The organism is Shewanella sp. NKUCC01_JLK (genome assembly GCF_019345615.1).
GTDB classification, from domain to species: domain Bacteria; phylum Pseudomonadota; class Gammaproteobacteria; order Enterobacterales; family Shewanellaceae; genus Shewanella; species Shewanella oncorhynchi.
Window position 1 is genome coordinate 71,986 of the sequence record NZ_JAHKRD010000008.1, and the last position, 19,984, is coordinate 91,969.

A 19,984-nucleotide genomic window follows, 5' to 3' on the forward strand; every position below is an offset into this window, starting at 1 on the left:
TGATTGGCGTTACAGCCGACACAGTTGTAGCGCCACGCAGCAAAGGATTAAGCCCGCCCCTGCAAGGGCCTAGACTGGCCCCCTCTTTCTCCCTTTTAAGCGATTTTGGAGTCATCACATGTTAGATGCGAATTTAAAAAATCAACTGCAAACCTATCTGCAAAACCTCAAGAGACCAGTTGAACTTGTCGTGTCTGCAGATGAAAGTAGAAAGTCTCAAGAATTAAAAAGCTTAGCGCAAGACATTGTCAGCCTATCTTCTCTGGTGAGCCTGAAAGAAGTTCAGGGCGAACGCATCCCAGCGATGACAGTGATTAACCCAGAGCTTAATACGCAAATCAGCTTTGCTGGTCTGCCTATGGGTCACGAATTTACCTCACTCGTGCTGGCATTACTGCACACGGGTGGACACCCAATCAAACTCAGCGATGATATTATTGAGCAGATCCGCAATCTGCCAGGCAAATATGCCTTTGAAACTTACGTCTCACTGACCTGCCAAAACTGCCCAGACGTAGTACAGGCACTGAACATGATGGCGGCTATTAACCCGAATATCACCAACGTGATGATCGACGGTGCCCTGTTCCAAGAAGAAGTAACCAGCAAAAACATTATGGCTGTGCCTTCTGTCTACTTAAATGGCGAAGTGTTTGCAGCCGGCCGTATCAGCATTGGCGAGATCCTCAATAAACTGGATACCAATGCCGCAAGCCGTAAGGCCGATGAAATTAATGAAAAAGCGCCATTCGAAGTCTTAGTCGTTGGCGGTGGCCCAGCCGGCGCAGCAGCAGCCATTTATGCAGCACGTAAAGGACTTCGCACCGGTATTGTTGCCGACAAGTTTGGCGGACAAGTCGCTGAAACCGTCGGTATCGAGAATTTTATTTCGGTCAAAGCGACCGAAGGTCCAAAACTAGTAGCAAACCTTGAAGCCCATGTAAGAGACTACGAAGTCGACATCATGGACAACCAAAAAGCTGTGTCGTTAGGCACCGATGGCTTGTTCGAGCTTGAATTGGCAAGCGGCGCGAAATTACGTAGCCGTACCGTATTGTTAGCCACAGGTGCACGCTGGCGTGAAATGAACGTCCCCGGCGAGAAAGAATACCGCGGCAAAGGTGTCGCATACTGCCCGCATTGCGACGGCCCGTTATTTAAGGGCAAGCGTGTGGCGGTGATTGGCGGCGGTAACTCAGGTATCGAAGCGGCTATCGATCTTGCGAACATAGTAGAACATGTGACTGTGCTGGAATTTGATAAAACCCTGCGCGCCGACGATGTACTGCAACGTAAAGCGGCTTCTATGGGTAACATTAAAATCATTACCCAAGCCATGACCACTGAAGTGACAGGCGATGGTACTCGGGTTAATGGCCTGAACTACACAGACAGAGCCACTGGCGAGAGTCACCATGTCGCACTTGCAGGTATCTTCGTGCAGATTGGGCTAGTACCGAATGCGGAATGGTTGAAGGGCACGATCGATTTAACCCCAAGGGGCGAGATCATAGTCGATGAGCGCGGACAAACCTCAGTCTCAGGTATTTTTGCCGCAGGTGATGTCACTAACTCACCTTTCAAACAAATTATCATTGCCATGGGCAGCGGCGCGACCGCATCACTGGGCGCATTTGATTACTTAATTCGCCACAGCGATGAAGAAACCGCCGCGACCAAAGCCGCTTAAGGCTTAACTCGTCAACAGACATCAAAGCTAACGCACAAAAATAGCCAGCATTTGCTGGCTATTTTTTTGATGTTAACTAAGGCATTGATAAGGCTTAGCAGGCCTAATTTGCATTAGCATTTCAGGCGTATCGACCGCTTTAAATCCAAACTGGGCGTAGAGTCCATGGGCATCGCGGGTGGCTAACATTATCCGTCTTAAACCTTGTAATTCAGGATGTTCAAGAATCGCTGTTATCATCAACTTGCTTAAACCTAAGCCGCGGTGCGACTCAAGTACAAACACATCGGCAAGATAGGCAAAAGTGGCTTTATCTGTGATTAAGCGGCCAAAAGCCACTTGTTGATTGTCCTTATCAAATACCCCAAAACACAGGCTATTGGCTAACGCTTTTTGTAGCAGCGCCTTTGGCATGCCCTGCGCCCAATAGCTATTACTAATAAAGCCATGGATAACCTCAAGATTCATTTCAGCCTGATCTGTACTGACTCTGTATCCTGTTTCCTGCTGCATTTCCTTTCTCCGAAATTTTCCGTTAACGTCAGTTCAGGTGTTATTGGCACTCATAAATATCATAAATGCCATCGCCAATAACACCACTTTAGCTAACGAATACAAAGCCCCCGCTAAAGTGCCACCGCCATGATAACTAAAGGCTAAGTGGCGATTGATTTCATACTTAAAGGATTTAGCTAAATAACGGTAAGTGAGAAAGTAAAACAAGGAGGCTGCGGGCCAAATCCCCATAAGTAGCATTTGCCCCTGAGCCTTAGTAGTGAGTAAGGTTGAGATAAACGGAATGCTTAAGCAGACAACATATATCCAAGCAAAACGCTTAAGTAGCTGGCGGATTTTTTTATCGGATAATGATTTCAACTTAACTCCTTGTCATCTTACATAGCTTCGATTTGCTCAACCATAAGTTGCAGCGAAAAATTGCCGCGATACTCATTCACATCGAGTTTATACACAACACGAGCATGATTAATCGTCGCATCTGGCCAAGTGTGCAAATCCACATTAAAGGCAATGGCATCGAGCATCACAGTGCCGCATTGGGTTTCGAGTACGAGCTTAAGGTGGCGCTCACCGACAAGACGTTGTTGCACTATCGTAAAGTAACCATCGAATAACGGCTCTTCGAAAGCTTGTCCCCAAGGTCCCGCATTACGCAGTAACTGAGCCATTTCAAGATTCAACTCTGCTGGAGTGAGTTCGCCATCGGACCAAAGCTCGCCCGTTAACAACTCAGGTTTAAGCTGCTCACGCACTGCATCATCATAGGCTTTAGCAAATATCGCAAAACTGCCCGCTTTGAGCGATAAACCCGCCGCCATTGCATGACCACCAAATTTAATAATCAGTCCAGGATGGCGAGTGTTCACTAACTCCAATAAGTCGCGCATATGCAAGCCTTTGATCGAACGCGCCGAGCCTTTAATTTCACCATTGCCCGCATCGGCAAAGGCAATCACGGGTCTATGGTATTTGTCTTTAATGCGCGAGGCCAAAATCCCGATCACGCCCTGATGCCAATCCTCTTGAAATAAGGCAATCCCCCAAGGCAACTCGGCTTCGTTAAGCTTTAAGTGCTCTAGGCTTTTTAAGGCTTCCTGCTGCATGCCGACTTCCAGCTCACGGCGTTCTTGATTCAATCCGTCAAGCTCTGCCGCCATACGCCGCGCATACATCATGTCTTCGCAGAGTAAGGTTTCAACCCCAAGTGCCATTTCATCCAACCGGCCTGCGGCATTAAGCCTTGGGCCGACGGCAAAACCAAAGTCAGATGCGACAATGCGCGCCGGATTTCGCTTCGCCACTTCAAGCAACGCAGTAATCCCTACACGGCAGCGCCCGGCTCGCACGCGCTGTAAACCTGCTTCAACCAAAATACGATTATTGGCATCGAGTGACACCACATCGGCAACAGTGCCAAGGGCAACGATATCGAGTAGTGTGCCTAAATTGGGCTCAGCAATACCATGGGTTTGATACCAGTTTCGCGTCCGCAATTCAGCCCTTAATGCCGTCATCAAATAAAAGGCCACGCCGACACCCGCTATCGATTTGCTGGCAAATGGACAGCCAGGTTGGTTAGGGTTCACTATCGCATCGGCAGCGGGTAACTCATGGCCGGGTAAATGATGGTCGGTAATCACCACTTGCATACCAAAGGCTTTGGCCGCCGCAACACCGTCAATTGATGAAATACCATTATCAACTGTGATGAGTAGCTCAGCCTGTTTGGAAGCCGCAACTGCAACAATTTCAGGGCTTAAGCCGTAGCCGTAATCGAAGCGATTGGGGATCAAATAATCCACTTTCACCGCGCCCATCATCCGCAGCGCCAACATACACACACTAGTCGATGTGGCGCCGTCCGCGTCAAAGTCACCCACGATCAAAATCGACTTATTCGCCTGCATTGCATCGGCAATAAGCGCCGCAGCTTCAGGCAGGCCCTTCATGGTTTCAGGTCTTAATAGACCCTTAAGGACAAGCTCGCATTCGTGGGTTAGCGCACCACGGCGAGCGTAAAGCTGTTTCAATAGCGGCGAAAGATGAGCGGGTAAATGGCTATCATCAACGGTTGGGCGACGGACTATCTTATGGATCAAGGGACTCAAACTCTCATGAAATCGTGGCAATAAGATAACAAAAAGGTGAGCCTTAAGCTCACCTTTCGTGGGATAAATTTTACATTTTAGGCTGTTACTGACGTGCCTCTAAGGTGCGTAATAAGTCTTCAGGCGGTTGATAACCAGGGATCATATTACCATCTTCTAATACGATTGCAGGCGTACCATTAACACCAAAGGTTGTGCCTAAAGCATATTGCTCAGCAATTTTAGCATCACATGTTGCCGCGGCAACTTTGCTGCCCGCTTTAGCATCAGTCATAGCTTTTAATGGATCTTTAGCACACCAGATAGCTTGCATCTCGTCGGCATTAGCTGACGGCACACCCGCGCGCGGGAAGGCTAAGTAACGCACTGTAATACCAAGTTTATTGTAGTCAGACATTTGGCTATGCAGTTTACGACAATAACCACAGCTAACATCGGTAAATACAGTGACCACGTGTTTTTCGTTTTTCGCTTTATAGACAAGCATATTCTCTTCAAGCGGCTTCATCATTTCTAAACGCGGACCCGCTAATGCGGCTTCGGTTAAGTTTTTCATGCCCTTATCGATATCATACACACTACCGTGGAATAGTTTTGAACCATCACGGCTAATATAGAGCACGCCGCGGTTGGTCATGGCTTGATACAAGCCCTCAATTGGTGAGTCCTGCATAGAAATGACTTCAACATCTAACATCTCACCGAGTTTTTGCTTAATCGCAGCGGTATCGGGAGACGTCGCAGTGGCAGCGCTGGCAAGTGGTGCAACTAGGAGGGCAAAAACTAATGATAATGCTGGGGTCAACTTCATGGGACATCCTATAAATTGTGTCGCTACAACGAGATATTGGGGCCGTTCTAACTCGAGATATTCAATAGACCCTGTATAGGGGCAAAAAGTTACAGACAAGCCGCGCGGAAAGCAAATTTATGCTGTAACTAAATCCTTTTTTAGCCTCTAGGATGATGCTGTTGATGCAATTCCTGCAATCTTGCCCGTGCTACATGGGTATAAATCTGTGTCGTCGATAAGTCGCTGTGACCTAATAACAGTTGGACAACCCGCAGATCGGCACCGTGATTGAGCAAATGAGTGGCAAAAGCATGGCGCAATGTGTGCGGTGATAATGCGGTTTCAATCCCCGCACGCAGAGCATAAAGTTTAATCCGATGCCAAAAAGTTTGCCGCGTCATCATCTGCCCGCGTTTCGACGGAAATACCACATCAGATTGTTTATTACCGAGCAACTCTTGGCGAGCAAATTTCATGTAGCCCTCCACTTCGGTAATAGCCAATTCCCCCAGCGGCACAAGACGCTCTTTGCCACCCTTGCCCACAATACGTACTAAGCCTTGGCGCAAACTCATTTGCTCCATGGTCAAGCCGACAAGTTCACTCACCCTGAGGCCAGTTGCATACAAAAGCTCTAGCATTGCCTTGTCACGGCATTCGACGGCATCATCCACATTGGGCTCAGACAGTAAACGGTCAACCTGCGACTCACTCAGAGAATCCGGCAAATGACGCGTTAACTTAGGCGACTCGACTAAGGCCATAGGATCGGCTGAAATCTGCTTGGTCTGCACCAGATAAGTATAGAAACGCCGTAAGCTGCTGAGCAGCCGAGCGCTACTGGTACGCGCAAAATTCTGCTCAACTCTAAAGGCCAGATATGCCCTAACATCGGTCTGAGAAACCGCGAGTAACGTCACGCCTTGCTGACCTTGATAACGATCAAAATGGCGTAGATCGGTACGATAGGCCGATAGCGTGTTATCACTCAGTCCTTTGCTTGACCAAAGATCATCAAGAAAAGCATCGATAAGTGGATCTGGCATATAGGTTTTAGGCACAAATACTCCATAAAAAAACGGCGTAATCAAATGATACGCCGTTGATATTAATTTAAATATGTCTAAGCCTGCATAAGCTTAACTGAGTTAAGCATAAAGACGAGAACTAGAATGCAAAGCCTAGGCTGCAGCCGTTTGACCACGGCCACGACCGAATACTAAACACAGTGCAATCGTCGCAATGGTCGGCAATAACCAAGCCATACCTTCTTCATAGAGTGGCAGCTTAGATAACACTGGAGACATAACATTCACTATATGGATAAAAACCTGTGCTAAGCCATTCATGGCTTGACCATCAGCGTCAGTCAAACTTTTCGCTGCCACTTTAAGACCATCGAAGATGCCGAAAAACAGTGCCACGCTCAGTACTGCACGATGTGCAAACTGTGGATTCGCAAAATAAGCGGTCAGGAAAGTCACAACCACAAGAGCAATAGCCACAGGATAAATCGTCATTAATACGGGAATACTAATAGCAATCAACTGACTTAGGCCCACGTTCGCAATCACAGCGCATATCAAGCTTAAAAAGATCACCAGGAAACGGTAAGACAGTTTAGGCATTAGCTCATTAAAGAACTCAGAACACGCACTCACCAGTCCAACCGCAGTGGTCAAACAAGCTAAAGTCACGACTGATGACAACAAGACTGAGCCTAGTTCCCCAAACTCGCGGGTCACGTAATTTGTTAATATTTCGCCACCATTTTTAGTGCCGATAGCGATATCGCCGGCGGTTGCACCTAAAAAGAACAAGGACACATACACAAAAGTTAAACCAGCGGCGGCGATAAAGGCTGCACGAATGAGATACTTAGTTTGATCACTGGGTTGGTCAATGCCCTTTTTACGCAGGATATCAATAATCAACATACCAAACATCAAGGATGCTAACGTATCCATAGTGTTATAGCCTTCCAAAATACCTTTGGTCAGCGGATGCTGTTGGTAATCCCCCACTGCTTGGCCCACTTCGGATGCAGGTAAAAACAGCACGGAGACTGCTAGTCCGACCAACAAAATCAATAAAATAGGCGTTAATACTTTACCTACGCTATCGAGCAACTTACCAGGGAAAAGCGCAAGCAACATAGTGACAGCGAAGAAACCTAATGTGTATAGCAGTTGCGTCAGGTTTAATTCTAAACTGCCCAGCAAAAACGTTGCCGTGGTGTCATCGATAAATGGCTTAGCGCCAATCTCGTAAGCCACTAATCCCGTACGAGGCGCAGCAAAAGCAGGGCCGATAATAATGTAAATCGCGACGGCCAATGTCGTTGCTGCAAATACTGGCAGCATAGCCATAACCTTACCTTGAGCCTTAGCGACAGCAATCAGTCCAACTAAAGGTAAACCTACGGCGGTAATCAAAAAACCCAACATGGCGAGGGGCATATTTTCGCCCGCTAACATACCCGCGAATGGTGGAAAAATTAGGTTTCCCGCACCTAAAAAGAACGCAAAGGTCATAAAACCTAAGCCTAATGTATCTCCGATAGTCATCTGATTGTCTTGCACTGGAAGCCCCATCTTGTCTTATTGTTTTTTTACAAACTTAAGTGATTATGTGTCGATTAGCCATAGCTAAAACAAAGCCCATCCGGAGTGCAAATCTATGTTTACACAATTCCGTGGTAAATATGTTCGATATCTGCCGAGTTTATAAACGATGGCGAACGTTTATGTAGCCTAACTGACGACTAATTCACCAACAAACTCGTTTACCTATCCGTTAATCTTAAAAGTGATTAAAAATGGGGGCGAAACTAATACCAGACTTAAAGCATCAATACAAGACAACAAGTCCGTTCAGGCAAAAAAAGCTAAATAATGCTAATTAACTGCTAATAAAAGGTTTCTAAGGCAATAAATTAAAGCGTTAATTAAGTGAAATAAGTATTGCCACGTAAAATAGTAAATGATTTGGCGACACAAATTCATACAGCTAGGACAGATGCGACTGTTTAAAAACATTAGCTAAAAACGAAGGCTAGAATTAGAATATTGCGCGCCCAATATTGGGCCTAAATCACTTTAGAACGGCAAAATTAACTCCCCATGGCATTCACTTTTAAACAATTTCATATCGATGACATGAATTGCGGCATGGCCGTAGGCACAGACAGCGTCGTCCTTGGGGCATGGGCACAACTGACCACCGCGAAATCAATCTTAGATATAGGCGCAGGCAGCGGCTTACTCAGTTTAATGGCAGCTCAGCGCAGTCAAGCACATATCACCAGTGTCGAATTAGACACCAATGCCGCCCATGCTTGCCAACATAACTTCCACAATAGTCCTTGGGCCAATCGACTGACCTTAGTTAATTGCAGCATCCAAGACTTTTGCCAACAAACTGAGTATCAAGGGTATTTTGATCACATAATTTGTAATCCCCCCTATTTTGAGCAAGGCACGCAAGCGATACAATCCCAGCGCGCTATGGCCCGTCACACAGATAGCTTAAGCTTTACCGCACTACTCGATGCCATTCATGTGTGCCTAGCACCGCAAGGAAAGGCAAGTCTCATATTACCAATGCAGAGTATGGCCCGTTTCGACGAAATATTAACGCACTCTCAGCTCAATTTGATTGAAATAACCAACCTTATCAGCATTGTAGGGAAAAGCGCTAATCGAGTACTCTGCGTACTCGCCCACAAGACTCATCCACAAATGGCTCCAAAGCTCAGTGATATCACTATTCGTGAACGTTCTGGCCAATACACACAAACCATGGTGCAATTGATCCAAGATTTTTACCTTAAATACTGATATCGAGTCCAATCCTGACAAGTTAAGTAAAGCTCGCTAAGTTTGGCAAATTTAACGAAAGGTCCAATTTCCCACAAATTAAATGCTAATACATTGACCTAAAAGTAATTAACTTATGCCAATTACCATAAAACTTTACTGACACAGAAGATAAACACAGGAGATCTAGATAAGTTATTTAAGTTAACCGCCATAACCTTTATAATGCTTCGCTATTATCCGTCGAGACGCTGCGCATGCAATTTGAAGATTTCCAGCTTGACCCTAGCTTATTAGAGTCGCTTAATGCCATGGGGCATCATTCACCCACTACGATTCAGCAAGAAACGATTCCTTACGCCCTAGAGCAAAGAGATATTCTTGCGCGCGCCCCGACAGGAACAGGTAAAACAGCGAGCTTTTTACTGCCCTCGCTACAACATTTGATCGATTTTCCCCGTCGTTTTGCTGGACAAGCAAGAGTGCTAATCCTCACGCCAACCCGTGAGTTAGCCAGCCAAATCCACCGTTATGCGAGTCACCTAGCCACGGGCCAAGGTTTAGATATTGCTATCGTTACTGGTGGCGTTCCTTATGGACCACAGGAAGAAGCCTTAGCAGGCAACGTCGATATTCTGGTCGCGACCCCAGGCCGCCTGATGGAATATTTAGACAAAGGCAATTTCAACGCACAAGAAGTCGATATCTTAATTATCGACGAAGCCGATCGCATGTTAGACATGGGCTTCTCTTCTGTGGTGCAAGCCATTGCTATTGAGGCCCAAGGCCGCAAACAGAACATGCTGTTTTCTGCCACCTTAGAAGGCGGCGGTGTACAACGTTTTGCCCGTGAAGTGTTAAACGACCCGATTGAAATCGATGTTGAAGCCCCTCGCAGTGAAAAAGCCAAGATCCACCAATGGATCCACTTAGCCGATGATAAAGAGCATAAATTTGCGCTGTTGTGTCATCTGCTACGCCAAGAGGATGTCAAACGGACTATCGTATTTGTGAAAACCCGCGACATCGTTTCTAGCCTAGAAGGCCAGTTACTTAAAGTCGGTATTCCCTGCGCCTTTATGCGTGGCGATATGGAACAGAAGAAACGCTTCCAAGCCTTAAGTCGCTTTACTAAAGGTGAAGTCAATGTCTTGTTGGCGACCGATGTGGCTGCACGCGGTATCGATATCGACGATATCACCCATGTGATCAACTTCGATATGCCACGTTCTGCCGACACTTATATCCACCGCATTGGCCGTACTGGCCGCGCTGGCGCAAAAGGTACCGCGATTTCGCTTGCCGAAGCCCACGACATGCGTATCGTTGGTAAAATCGAGCGTTATATCGAGCAACCGTTGAAACGCCGCGTGATCGAAGAGCTGCGTCCAAAGAATAAAGAAGCGCGCACACCGGGTAAGAAAAAAGCCAAAGTGAAAGCGAAAGAAGCTGCGAAGAAAACGAGCAAGAAAGAAGCGGCAAAGAAAGCGAGTAAAATCGCCCGTAAGAAAAAGTAACACCCGCTTAAATTCACCAAACTAAAGCCGCTATATGCGGCTTTTTTATTACCAAAATATAACTTACATGGGTGATTTTACTAAAAATATCCTGCTATGTTTAATTATATAGAATGAAATGCGGCGGATTTAGAGCCGTTAACCCCAATACGTATTCATTCTTATTTCAATATATTCCAATTACCTAACTGAACCTTTCATCACCTTTCTGCTCTAATTTTCGCCCAAATATCGATGCATGATGAGCATATCTGTCGCGGCATCACTTTTAGAAACATTTAATTTACAAAAATAAATTTATTGGCGTGGCCGACTCTGCTACTTTAACCCCATTACGCGATTAGCATGGATTTAACCATTATATGATGAAGACCCTACTGAGGAGACTGTCTCCTTTTCTTATTCTGCTGCTGTTTGTATTTGGCGCAGCCTTATTAATGCAAACGAAGGAGGCGCCAGAACAAAAACCTGAAGAGATGCCCATTCCTATCGTTGATGTCACGCAAGTGACTCAGCAAACAGTATCGCTAAACTTACCTTCCTACGGCGTGGTTACCCCAAAGTATAAAACCCAACTAGTGACCGAAGTTCAAGGCAGAATGCTCACTATTTCCCCTCATTTTGTTGCAGGTGGCATAGTCAAGAAAGGCGACCAATTAGCGCAAATCGAGCCCTCAGATTACGAGGCTGACTTAATGCAAGCCGAAGCGACGCTGGCCCAAGCCACCGCCGCACTGAACGAAGAAATAGCCCGTGGTGAAGTCGCTAAAATCGAATTCAAAGGCTACGACAAGGGCTTGCCCCCTGAGTTAGGTCTACGTATCCCGCAACTCAAAAAAGAACAAGCTAACGTAAAATATGCACAAGCAGCACTGGCGCGCGCCCAACGTAATCTTGAGCGCACAGTTATTCGTGCGCCCTTTGACGGCATAATCAAAGTTAGAAATGTCGATTTAGGTCAATACGTTAGCTTAGGCACTAATCTAGGTGAACTCTACGATACTCGCGTTGCCGAAATCCGCTTACCCATTTCTAATGATGATTTAGCCTATTTAGAGTCTGTCGATAATCCCGATACCCAAGTCACGCTTAGCGCCTCTTTGGCGGGCAAAGAAAATACTTGGGAAGGCAATATTATCCGCAGTGAAGGTGTTATCGATGCCGAAAATCGCATGGTGTATTTAGTCGCAGAAATCAAAGATCCCTATCTGCGCGCGAATAAAGTGCCAGGTAGCTTACCACTTAAATACGGCAGCTTCGTCAATGCAGTCATCAAGGGCCGCACTGTCGATGGCATAGTTAAATTACCCCGCCATGTGGTTCGTAACGACCAAGTCGCCCTAGTCAGCGACAAAAATATCATTGAAATGCGCCAAGTAAATGTGGTTCGTAGTGATTTAGAAAATGTGTTCATCAAAGACAGTCTAAAAACGGGCGAACGCGTCGCTACGACCCACTTTAACAGTATGGCAAATGGGCAAATGGTCAAAATCTTAGGTGAAGCGGCATTGCCCACTGAGACACCAAAAGAAAATACTCCTGAATCGAGTCTTGCGACCGCTGGAGTCAAATAATGGACACTCAAAAAGGGATCTTAGCTTGGTTCGCCCGCAACAGTGTGGCCGCGAACTTATTAATGTGTGTTCTGCTCATCGGCGGCCTGTTCAGCAGTATTTTGATTAATAAAGAAGTTTTTCCTTCTTTCGAACTCAATTTATTAAATATTTCCGTCGCCTATCCAGGTGCGGCGCCACAGGAAATCGAAGAAGGCATCAATATCAAGATTGAAGAAGCCATCCAAGATATCAACGGCATCAAGAAAGTGACTTCTGTGGCTAGCGAAGGCGTTGGCTCGATTACCGTTGAAGTTGAAGACGGTTACGAAGTGCAGACCATTCTCGATGAAGCCAAACTGCGGTTAGATGCAATTTCAACCTTCCCAGTGAACATCGAAAAACCGAATATCTCTCAAATCAAGCCAGAGAATAACGTCATTTGGGTGTCTGTTTATGGCGATATGACACTCCACGATATGAAAGAATTGGCTAAGTCGGTGCGTGACGATTTAACCCAACTCCCCGCTGTAACCCGTGCGAAAGTCACAGGGGTGCGCGATTATGAAATCGGTATTGAAGTTTCTGAGAATAAGTTAAGAGAATACGGTTTGACCTTCTCGCAGGTCGCATTAGCAGTGCAAAACTCCTCCTTAGACTTACCAGGTGGCTCTATTCGTGCTCAAGATGGCGATATCCTATTGCGCACCAAAGGCCAAGCCTACACGGGCGATGACTTTGCCAATATAGTCGTCACAACTCGCGCCGACGGTAGCCGCGTGATGCTGCCACAAGTGGCGACCATCAAAGATGATTTTGAAGAACGTTTGGAATATACCCGCTTTAACGGCAAACCCGCTGCGATTATTGAAGTCACCAGCATTGATGATCAAAACGCCTTAGACATTGCAGACCAAGTCAAACAGTACGTCGAGCAGCGCCGCGCCACACTGCCTGCTAACGCTCAACTCGATACTTGGGGTGATATGACCCACTATCTCCAGGGCCGCTTAGACATGATGATGTCGAACATGTTTTACGGTGCCTTGTTGGTGTTTATCATCTTAGCCATGTTCCTCGATCTGAAGTTAGCATTTTGGGTCATGATGGGGATACCCGTGTGTTTCCTCGGCACTATGTTGGTCATGCCACTCGAACCTTTCTCCATGACGATCAACATGTTGACCCTATTCGCTTTTATCTTGGTGCTCGGAATAGTGGTGGATGATGCCATTGTCATCGGCGAGAGTGCCTACACAGAGGTCGAACGCCACGGTCACTCGGTTGAGAACGTGATCCGCGGCGCGCAAAAAGTGGCGATGCCCGCGACCTTCGGGGTCTTAACCACAATTGCGGCATTTATTCCCATGTTAATGGTTTCTGGCCCTATGGGGATTATCTGGAAATCCATCGGTATGGTGGTCATCCTCTGTTTAGCCTTCTCACTGGTAGAGTCTAAGTTCATTCTGCCAGCGCATTTAGCGCACATGAAGTTTAAAAAACCTGGCGCACCAAAGGGATTCTTTGGCCACCTAAAAGCCAATTTTAACGACAGAGTGCAATACTTTATTCACCACAGTTATCGCAACTTTCTCGAGCGCTGTATCAAACACAGATACAACGTGGTCGCGGCCTTTATCGGTGTATTGATTCTGTCGATTGCCTTAGTCGCCAGTGGCAAAGTGCGCTGGGTATTTTTCCCTGACATTCCCTCAGACTTTATTCAAGTTGAACTTGAGATGGATGAAGGCAGCTCCGAAGGTAACACCTTAAAAGTGGTACAGAGCATAGAAGAAGCCCTGTACAAGATGAACGAAAAAATGGAGAAAGATAACGGTTATCAAGTGGTGAAGCACAGCTTTATCAATATGAGCTCCCGTACCTCCGCCTTCATTTTTGCCGAACTGACGAAAGGGGAAGACCGTGAAGTCGATGGAGTGACGATTGCTGCCGCGTGGCGTGAACAATTGCCCGAGCTTTTGTCGGTCAAAAAACTCAGCTTTAACGCGAGCACCAACGATGCCGGCGGCGATATTTCCTTCAGACTGACCTCGAGTGACCTCGATGAACTGTCCGCAGCCTCTAAAGAGTTGAAGCAAAAACTTGCCAGCTATGAAGGCGTGTACGATATTGCCGACAACTTCTCCTCGGGCAGTCATGAAATTCGCCTCAAGATACGTCCAGAGGCTGAAGCCCTTGGCCTGACCCTTTCCGATTTAGCCCGCCAAGTACGCTATGGCTTCTACGGTTACGAAGCCCAACGGATTTTGCGTAATAAAGAAGAAATCAAGGTGATGGTGCGCTACCCATTAGAGCAACGTCGTACTGTGGGTTATCTTGAAAATATGCTGATCCGCACGCCAACGGGCACCTCGGTTCCCTTCTCGACCGTGGCACAAATTGAGAAAGGCGAATCCTACGCCTCAATTACCCGTGTTGACGGTAAGCGAGCAATCACCATCACGGCAAATGCCAACAAAAACATCGTTGAACCTTCAAAAGTGGTACAGGAAATCCAAAAAGATTACCTGCCACAATTGCAGGCCAAGTACCCTAAAATCCAAACTGCACTGGACGGTGGCAGCTTGGATGAACAGAATGCCATGGTCGGTTTGATGCAAGGCTTCTTCTTTGCGCTGTTCACCATTTATGCTTTGATGGCCGTGCCACTTAAATCCTACAGTCAGCCGTTAATCATCATGTCAGTGATCCCCTTCGGGATTATCGGCGCTCTGTTTGGTCACTTGATTCAGGGACTCGCAATGAGCGTGTTAAGTCTCTGCGGCATAGTGGCATTAGCGGGAGTGGTGGTGAACGACTCCTTGATTTTGGTGGACTTTGTGAACCGTGCGCGGGAGCAAGGGCAGTCGGTCAGGCAGGCGGCGGTCGATTCAGGCTGTTATCGTTTTAGGGCGATCATCCTGACGTCACTCACCACCTTCGTCGGCTTAGTGCCTATTATTCTCGAACGTAGTTTGCAGGCGCAAATAGTGATCCCTATGGCGACATCCCTCGCCTTCGGTATCCTGTTCTCGACCGTTGTGACGCTAATTTTAGTACCCTTGCTGTACATCATACTCGACGACGTTAAGCGCACTAGCAGCCGCTTCTTCCATTGGTGGTGGCAGCCTAAAAAAGACCATGAAGTGGACTTTACACCTGAGCATTTAGAGCCGCCGGTCCCCACTGACTATAAAAAAGACTATCTATAGGAAGTTAACTAGAAGCAGTTAATCAATGTCTTGAACCTTAAAAAGAGAGCTTAGGCTCTCTTTTTAATCCTCAGTGCGAGTCAATAACCTCTCAATCATCTATGTCATTTTCAGTCTGCCGCGAGTGGCTTGAGCTTTCAAGTTGCGATCTAGTTGACAGTTATCGCATCAGGCTTTCGCTACACTGTGTTTAAGTCGTCAGCTATCGTTAGAATGAAACCCATCATTATGTCTGAGCATCTGCACAAGCAAAATATTGATAAACCACAAGTTGTCACCACAGAAACCCTAGCGAACGGTCACATAACAGATGAAGTTTGCACAAATGAAACCTGTGCGACTGAAACGCTTGTCTATGATATTCGTCGCAGTCGCTACCTTAATATTACGGGCCGCTGCACCCTGCGCTGCGCGTTTTGTCCAAAACATAATGGCAGTAAACAGATCCACGAATATCAACTGGCACTGTGTCACCAACCTAAGCCCGAAGAAATTATTCCACTGCTTGGCGATGTTAAAGACTTCGAAGAATATGTGTTTTGTGGCTATGGCGAACCAACCTTAAATCTTCCAACCTTGCTGGCGGTGGCGAAAGAAATTAAACAAAGAGGCGGGCGAGTACGCATTAATACCGATGGTTTAGGTAATTTAGTCCATAGGCGCAATATTTTGCCGGAACTAGCCAACTGCGTTGATAGTTTATCCATTTCCCTCAATGCGGATAATGAAGCCGCCTATATGGAACATTGTCGCCCCAAACTCGCTGGTTCCTATTCTGCCGTACATGCCTTCATCGCATTAGCGCCACACTATATTGAAACGGTACAAGTTTCGGCCATCGAAGGATTAGCGGGGGTTGATATCGACATCTGTCGTGAACAAGTTGAGTCCTACGGCTGCGAATTCAAGCATCGCATATTAGGCGCCTTAGGCTAAACGGCATTCTAATACAGCCAAAATCGACTCAAACACCCAAGCAGATAACACTGTCGATTACGTGAGTGGTACATGTGTGAATCGTCTTAACTTTTACTCAAGGAATCTTGCTGAGTAACTTGGCACTGTCGTAACAATTCTTTCGTGTTAACATAGCGAAATTAACAGTTCACCCACTCATAATCGGTTCATGCTGAAGAATAACCCAAGCACGTATCCCGCTGCGCCACTGCTCTCTTTAACTCAAGGGATCTATTGGTCGCATCAACGCTTACTCGCTATTGCAAGCCAGCTTTCTATGCTGGTGATTGGCATGATTATTTTAACTCACTTAATCATTACTTTAGGTGAACGACGCCTGCAAGAAGAGTGGGCAACGCAAAGATACAGTGAACTGCAAACCATAGGCTCATTGATCGCAGATAAAGTGTCTTTTCAGCAATTTCGAACCCAAATTTTCGCCAATGGGGAACTGCTAAAACAATACTTAAGCAATCCTACCGCCAAGCAACAACTTAAATTGCAGGAAAACTGGCAAGATCTAGTAAAACATATTCCTGAGTTACTCGGCATTGCACTGTACGATCCCCAAGGTAACTATAAATTCTCAACTCCCCCTAATTTCAATAAAGATGCCTTACCACCGACCTTACTTGGAGCGAGTCGGAGCATGGGTGGCAAAGAAGTTTATACCTCACCGCTGGAATTTGTTCCGATAGACGGCATGCTTGAACCTTATATGTATCAAATGGCGTGGCTCGAGAAGCCCGATCAGAGTTCTATCGGTTATCTGGTGACGTACAACTCTATGGTAAAAATGCTGGAGGCCATAAAACCAGCCTTTTCGAGCAATAAGTCCCCTATGTTAGTGCTTGATACTCAAGGATTACTCTATGCTGGCGCGAGCGATCTCGCCCCTCTAAGCAATATGCCAGAGACCTTAGGAGCAAGTTTAAGACAGAGCTATCCGGCCCTGTGGCGCGATATGTCCATGAGCAACTTTGGACAATTCCACGGTGAAGAAGCCACTTATGTTTACCTTAAAATCGAACTCACTGCCCAACCTGAGACTCACAGAGAATATTTTTTACTCTCCTATGTGCGCAACTCAGACATAGCTGCTCGTTTCTCACAATGGCAAAACATTGTCATTGTGGCATCGTTAATATTAACGGTTTTAGCCGCTTGGGTTGTACTACTCAGCCACATGTATCGCTTACAACAGCGTTCACGCCAATACAGTATTGATGTTGCTAATGGCTTATTTAATAGTGACATTGGCTTTATGATGGTAAACGAAAATGCCAGAGTCATCAGTGCCAATACTAAAGCGGCACAAGCGACCTTAGTACCATTAGATGAACTGACAGACCGAAGCCTACAGCGTACCTTATGCCTCGATGATAAAACCTACACGGAGTTAATGGAGCAGGTACATAAAACCGGTCAATGGTCTGGTGAAATCAGTCTAGACAGTATCAATGGCCCCACGCTGCGGGTTCATATCCGCCAAGCACCAAGGGCGAGCCGAGGCTCACCACATCTATTAATCACCCTTGAGGACATCAGTGAGTTAATCAGCAGCAAACAAAATGCTTTTCTCAGTGAGCTTTTATGCGATAACACAGTCGCGACAGCCCTCACAGATGCTAACGGTAAACTGATTAAAATCAATCCAGTATTCGATGCGCTAATGCAACTCAATGGCGATTTAAATCAAGATTTAGCGTCATTACTCGCAAATGATTTAGGCAATCAATGGCAGAGGATCAGCGCCCAAATTGCCATGCAAGGTCAGTGGCAAGGGCAAATTCTATGCTCACCTAAACAGGCGCATTCCAATTGTTTGCAAGCCACCTTGAAGGGCCATGTGGCCGCCGATGGTGAGATTGATTATATCGTCTGCACTTTAGAACAAGCCGCCGAGCGTGGTCGAGGCACAGAGAAGCGTAACCTTGTGCCCCATCGCAGTACTATTCTGCTGAATTTGGCAGATTTAGAACGTTACTTTAACTCTCTGCCGCCGCCAAGCCGTCTCAGCTCAAGCTTACTGTTAATGGATATCAATCCAGAGGGCATGCTAAGCCACATGAGTGATATCGACCAACTGGCAAATCGTCAGCAAGAAATAGAAGTGCAATTATTGCTTGAAATTCCAGCTAATTATCAAATTCTGCATTGGCAGCTAGGGAAGCTCATTGTGATGTTACCTGACACAGACGCCACCCATGCGCACAACTTTGCCCTCAATATGATGGAAAAGCTCAATGGTAATGGCTTAGGGGAAGGTATTAGTATTGGTATTGCGGGTTATCAAGAAGGCCAGACATTAGAGCAATATTTGAATAATGCCGAAATCGCCCTAAAACGGGCGAAGCAAAATAACGATCAGAATATCGGTCAGGCCTTTACTCGTCATCAATCGTAGATTCGGGTGCATTAACTGAGTCAGGCAACTGACTCTGGGTAATTTCTATGATTGCCGAGCGGTTCATGGTGATTTTATAGCGAATATACTGCGGGGCTTCGCGCCCATCACGCAACACTAAAATCAGATTGACTTGATAGCGCCGCTCAACCGATTCATAACTAATTTTGCCTTCAACTTCCTTATAAATCTTCGCTTTACCCCGTTCTAAATAACGGGCAAAAGGCACTAAGCTAAAGCTCACTTGCTCTTGAATAGTCGAATATCCCGCTTGAAATTCACTCTGATTCACCTTAGTGGCGATTTTATAGTGCAGAATTTCCGCATCGACCTTATTTTGGCTATGTCTGTGCTTTAGAATGTCACTGACTTTTTCGGGTAGATCTTGTTGACGCATAAACTCAAGCCATACCAACTGCTTAGCGATAACCGCCTGACTCGTAGTATCCCGTAAAATGCGGCTCCAACGTGGTCGACCCCGCTGAATAAATCGCCACATGGCATTGCGCACATCGTCCTTAAAGATTTCCCTGAAACCGTAGATCACGGCCAAGGTCAGCACTAGCGCAATAGTAAAACCACTAAAGGCACCCTGTGCTTGAATTATCAACGCAGACACCACCAACATCACTAACGCGGTCGCCAGTCCTGTCGTAAACTTTTTAAGGCCAATCCCTAAAGGCTTTAACTCTTCTTTGAGTACCACACCTTGTTGAATTAAACGGCGCAATAACAACATCTTATTAGAGATACGGTTAGGATCTTGCTTAGTTTGCGCTGAGTTGTACTTATGCTCATCACGATAGGCACATTCATTACGGCAGAGCGTGAGTACCCGCTCTAAAATATCGTTGAAATCACTGGTACGAGTGGCATAAGCGAGCACTTTGAGTAACTGCTGCTCACAAAACCAAGACAAGTAGTTATCAGCATTTTCAAAGTAAGATTTCCATTTGGGATCACCTGGTTCGTTACGACGAAACTTTTTCAGCAACTGGGCAATTTGTTCGCGTAATTCGTCGAGGGCAAAATAAAAATGGGTTACATCTGTGATTTGATTGAGTTCTTTAACATCGTTTTCAACCGCAACCGCAAACTGATAGGCGAAGAGATTTAGGTACAATCTGAACTCTTCAACAGTACGGCGATTTAAACTGGCAAAACGCCCCTGCACCAGAGGTAAGTGCAAGCCTTCTGAATAGTATGAGCGACGTCCAACTATTGAGCTGTAGTAGTACTCTTCTTCATTGAGCGTGCGCGAGCCTATGCCCATTTCCTTAGGTAAAAAGAAATAGAGATCGAGCTGACGATTATCGCCCTTTTCCATCTGATGGCTGAACTTAATCGACAGGGATTCTTCTTGCTTTACACGTATCTTAGACACAACACCCTTTTCATGAATCCCTCACA

The 19,984-nt window shown here is 46.2% G+C and carries 14 protein-coding genes; 7 read left to right on the plus strand and 7 right to left on the minus strand.

The annotated features are described in order from the left end of the window. Nucleotides 1-118: 118 nt before the first annotated feature. The gene (ahpF, locus tag KO537_RS10175) at nt 119-1,690 is read left to right on the plus strand and encodes an alkyl hydroperoxide reductase subunit F (protein ID WP_219234419.1); all 1,572 of its coding nucleotides are present in this window, start codon (nt 119-121) and stop codon (nt 1,688-1,690) included. Between the two features lie 72 nt (nt 1,691-1,762). On the opposite strand, the gene KO537_RS10180 is transcribed toward ahpF, so the two are convergent. The 6 genes from KO537_RS10180 to brnQ form a co-directional block, all read right to left on the minus strand. Continuing rightward, on the minus strand, nt 1,763-2,203 hold the full coding sequence (locus KO537_RS10180; RefSeq protein ID WP_113939821.1) for a GNAT family N-acetyltransferase: 441 nt from the start codon (nt 2,201-2,203) through the stop codon (nt 1,763-1,765). 33 nt (nt 2,204-2,236) lie between these two features. After that, on the minus strand, nt 2,237-2,566 hold the full coding sequence (locus KO537_RS10185) for a hypothetical protein (protein WP_219234420.1): 330 nt from the start codon (nt 2,564-2,566) through the stop codon (nt 2,237-2,239). A gap of 17 nt (nt 2,567-2,583) precedes the next feature. Further along, nucleotides 2,584-4,308 (minus strand): single-stranded-DNA-specific exonuclease RecJ, encoded by a 1,725-nt coding sequence (gene recJ, locus KO537_RS10190; RefSeq protein ID WP_219234421.1) that lies wholly within the window; start codon nt 4,306-4,308, stop codon nt 2,584-2,586. A gap of 94 nt (nt 4,309-4,402) precedes the next feature. Then, nucleotides 4,403-5,128, minus strand: coding sequence for a bifunctional protein-disulfide isomerase/oxidoreductase DsbC (gene dsbC / locus KO537_RS10195; protein WP_105250085.1), 726 nt, complete (start codon nt 5,126-5,128; stop codon nt 4,403-4,405). Between the two features lie 140 nt (nt 5,129-5,268). Beyond that, complete coding sequence (gene xerD, locus KO537_RS10200; RefSeq protein ID WP_173497326.1) at nt 5,269-6,171, minus strand: site-specific tyrosine recombinase XerD; 903 nt, start codon at nt 6,169-6,171, stop codon at nt 5,269-5,271. 120 nt (nt 6,172-6,291) lie between these two features. After that, on the minus strand, nt 6,292-7,704 hold the full coding sequence (gene brnQ, locus KO537_RS10205; protein WP_219234422.1) for a branched-chain amino acid transport system II carrier protein: 1,413 nt from the start codon (nt 7,702-7,704) through the stop codon (nt 6,292-6,294). 528 nt (nt 7,705-8,232) lie between these two features. On the opposite strand from brnQ, the gene KO537_RS10210 reads away from it, so the two are divergent. The 6 genes from KO537_RS10210 (at nt 8,233) to KO537_RS10235 (ending at nt 18,574) form a co-directional block, all read left to right on the plus strand. Beyond that, nucleotides 8,233-8,949: a methyltransferase gene (locus KO537_RS10210; protein ID WP_173246586.1), complete on the plus strand. Its 717-nt coding sequence runs from the start codon at nt 8,233-8,235 to the stop codon at nt 8,947-8,949. A gap of 236 nt (nt 8,950-9,185) precedes the next feature. After that, nucleotides 9,186-10,445 carry an ATP-dependent RNA helicase SrmB gene (gene srmB / locus KO537_RS10215; protein ID WP_105250089.1) on the plus strand — a complete coding sequence of 420 codons (1,260 nt, stop codon included), beginning with the start codon at nt 9,186-9,188 and terminating at the stop codon, nt 10,443-10,445. 362 nt (nt 10,446-10,807) lie between these two features. Next, complete coding sequence (locus KO537_RS10220) at nt 10,808-12,019, plus strand: efflux RND transporter periplasmic adaptor subunit (protein WP_173246592.1); 1,212 nt, start codon at nt 10,808-10,810, stop codon at nt 12,017-12,019. After that, nucleotides 12,019-15,210, plus strand: a complete 3,192-nt coding sequence (locus tag KO537_RS10225) for an efflux RND transporter permease subunit (RefSeq protein WP_028761618.1) — start codon at nt 12,019-12,021, stop codon at nt 15,208-15,210. Before KO537_RS10220 ends, KO537_RS10225 begins: the two co-directional genes overlap by 1 nt. Before the next feature lie 228 nt (nt 15,211-15,438). Next, a complete protein-coding gene (locus tag KO537_RS10230) occupies nt 15,439-16,146 on the plus strand; it encodes a TatD family nuclease-associated radical SAM protein (protein ID WP_173497324.1) in 708 nt (235 codons plus the stop codon). Nucleotides 16,147-16,336: 190 nt separating this feature from the next. Next, complete coding sequence (locus KO537_RS10235) at nt 16,337-18,574, plus strand: PAS domain-containing protein (protein WP_219234423.1); 2,238 nt, start codon at nt 16,337-16,339, stop codon at nt 18,572-18,574. Here the strand turns inward: KO537_RS10235 and KO537_RS10240 are convergent. Further along, entirely contained in the window at nt 18,555-19,958 is a 1,404-nt protein-coding gene (locus KO537_RS10240) for a hypothetical protein (protein ID WP_028761621.1), read from the minus strand. The genes KO537_RS10235 and KO537_RS10240 overlap by 20 nt on opposite strands. Nucleotides 19,959-19,984 lie beyond the last annotated feature (26 nt).

Bases quoted from the DNA above. Each gene is read 5' to 3' on its own strand.
- ahpF (WP_219234419.1), top strand. From the start codon at position 119: ATGTTAGATGCGAATTTAAAAAATCAACTGCAAACCTATCTGCAAAAC.
- KO537_RS10180 (WP_113939821.1), bottom strand. From the start codon at position 2,203: ATGCAGCAGGAAACAGGATACAGAGTCAGTACAGATCAGGCTGAAATG.
- dsbC (WP_105250085.1), bottom strand. From the start codon at position 5,128: ATGAAGTTGACCCCAGCATTATCATTAGTTTTTGCCCTCCTAGTTGCA.
- brnQ (WP_219234422.1), bottom strand. From the start codon at position 7,704: ATGGGGCTTCCAGTGCAAGACAATCAGATGACTATCGGAGATACATTA.
- KO537_RS10210 (WP_173246586.1), top strand. From the start codon at position 8,233: ATGGCATTCACTTTTAAACAATTTCATATCGATGACATGAATTGCGGC.
- srmB (WP_105250089.1), top strand. From the start codon at position 9,186: ATGCAATTTGAAGATTTCCAGCTTGACCCTAGCTTATTAGAGTCGCTT.
- KO537_RS10220 (WP_173246592.1), top strand. From the start codon at position 10,808: ATGATGAAGACCCTACTGAGGAGACTGTCTCCTTTTCTTATTCTGCTG.
- KO537_RS10225 (WP_028761618.1), top strand. From the start codon at position 12,019: ATGGACACTCAAAAAGGGATCTTAGCTTGGTTCGCCCGCAACAGTGTG.
- KO537_RS10230 (WP_173497324.1), top strand. From the start codon at position 15,439: ATGTCTGAGCATCTGCACAAGCAAAATATTGATAAACCACAAGTTGTC.
- KO537_RS10235 (WP_219234423.1), top strand. From the start codon at position 16,337: ATGCTGAAGAATAACCCAAGCACGTATCCCGCTGCGCCACTGCTCTCT.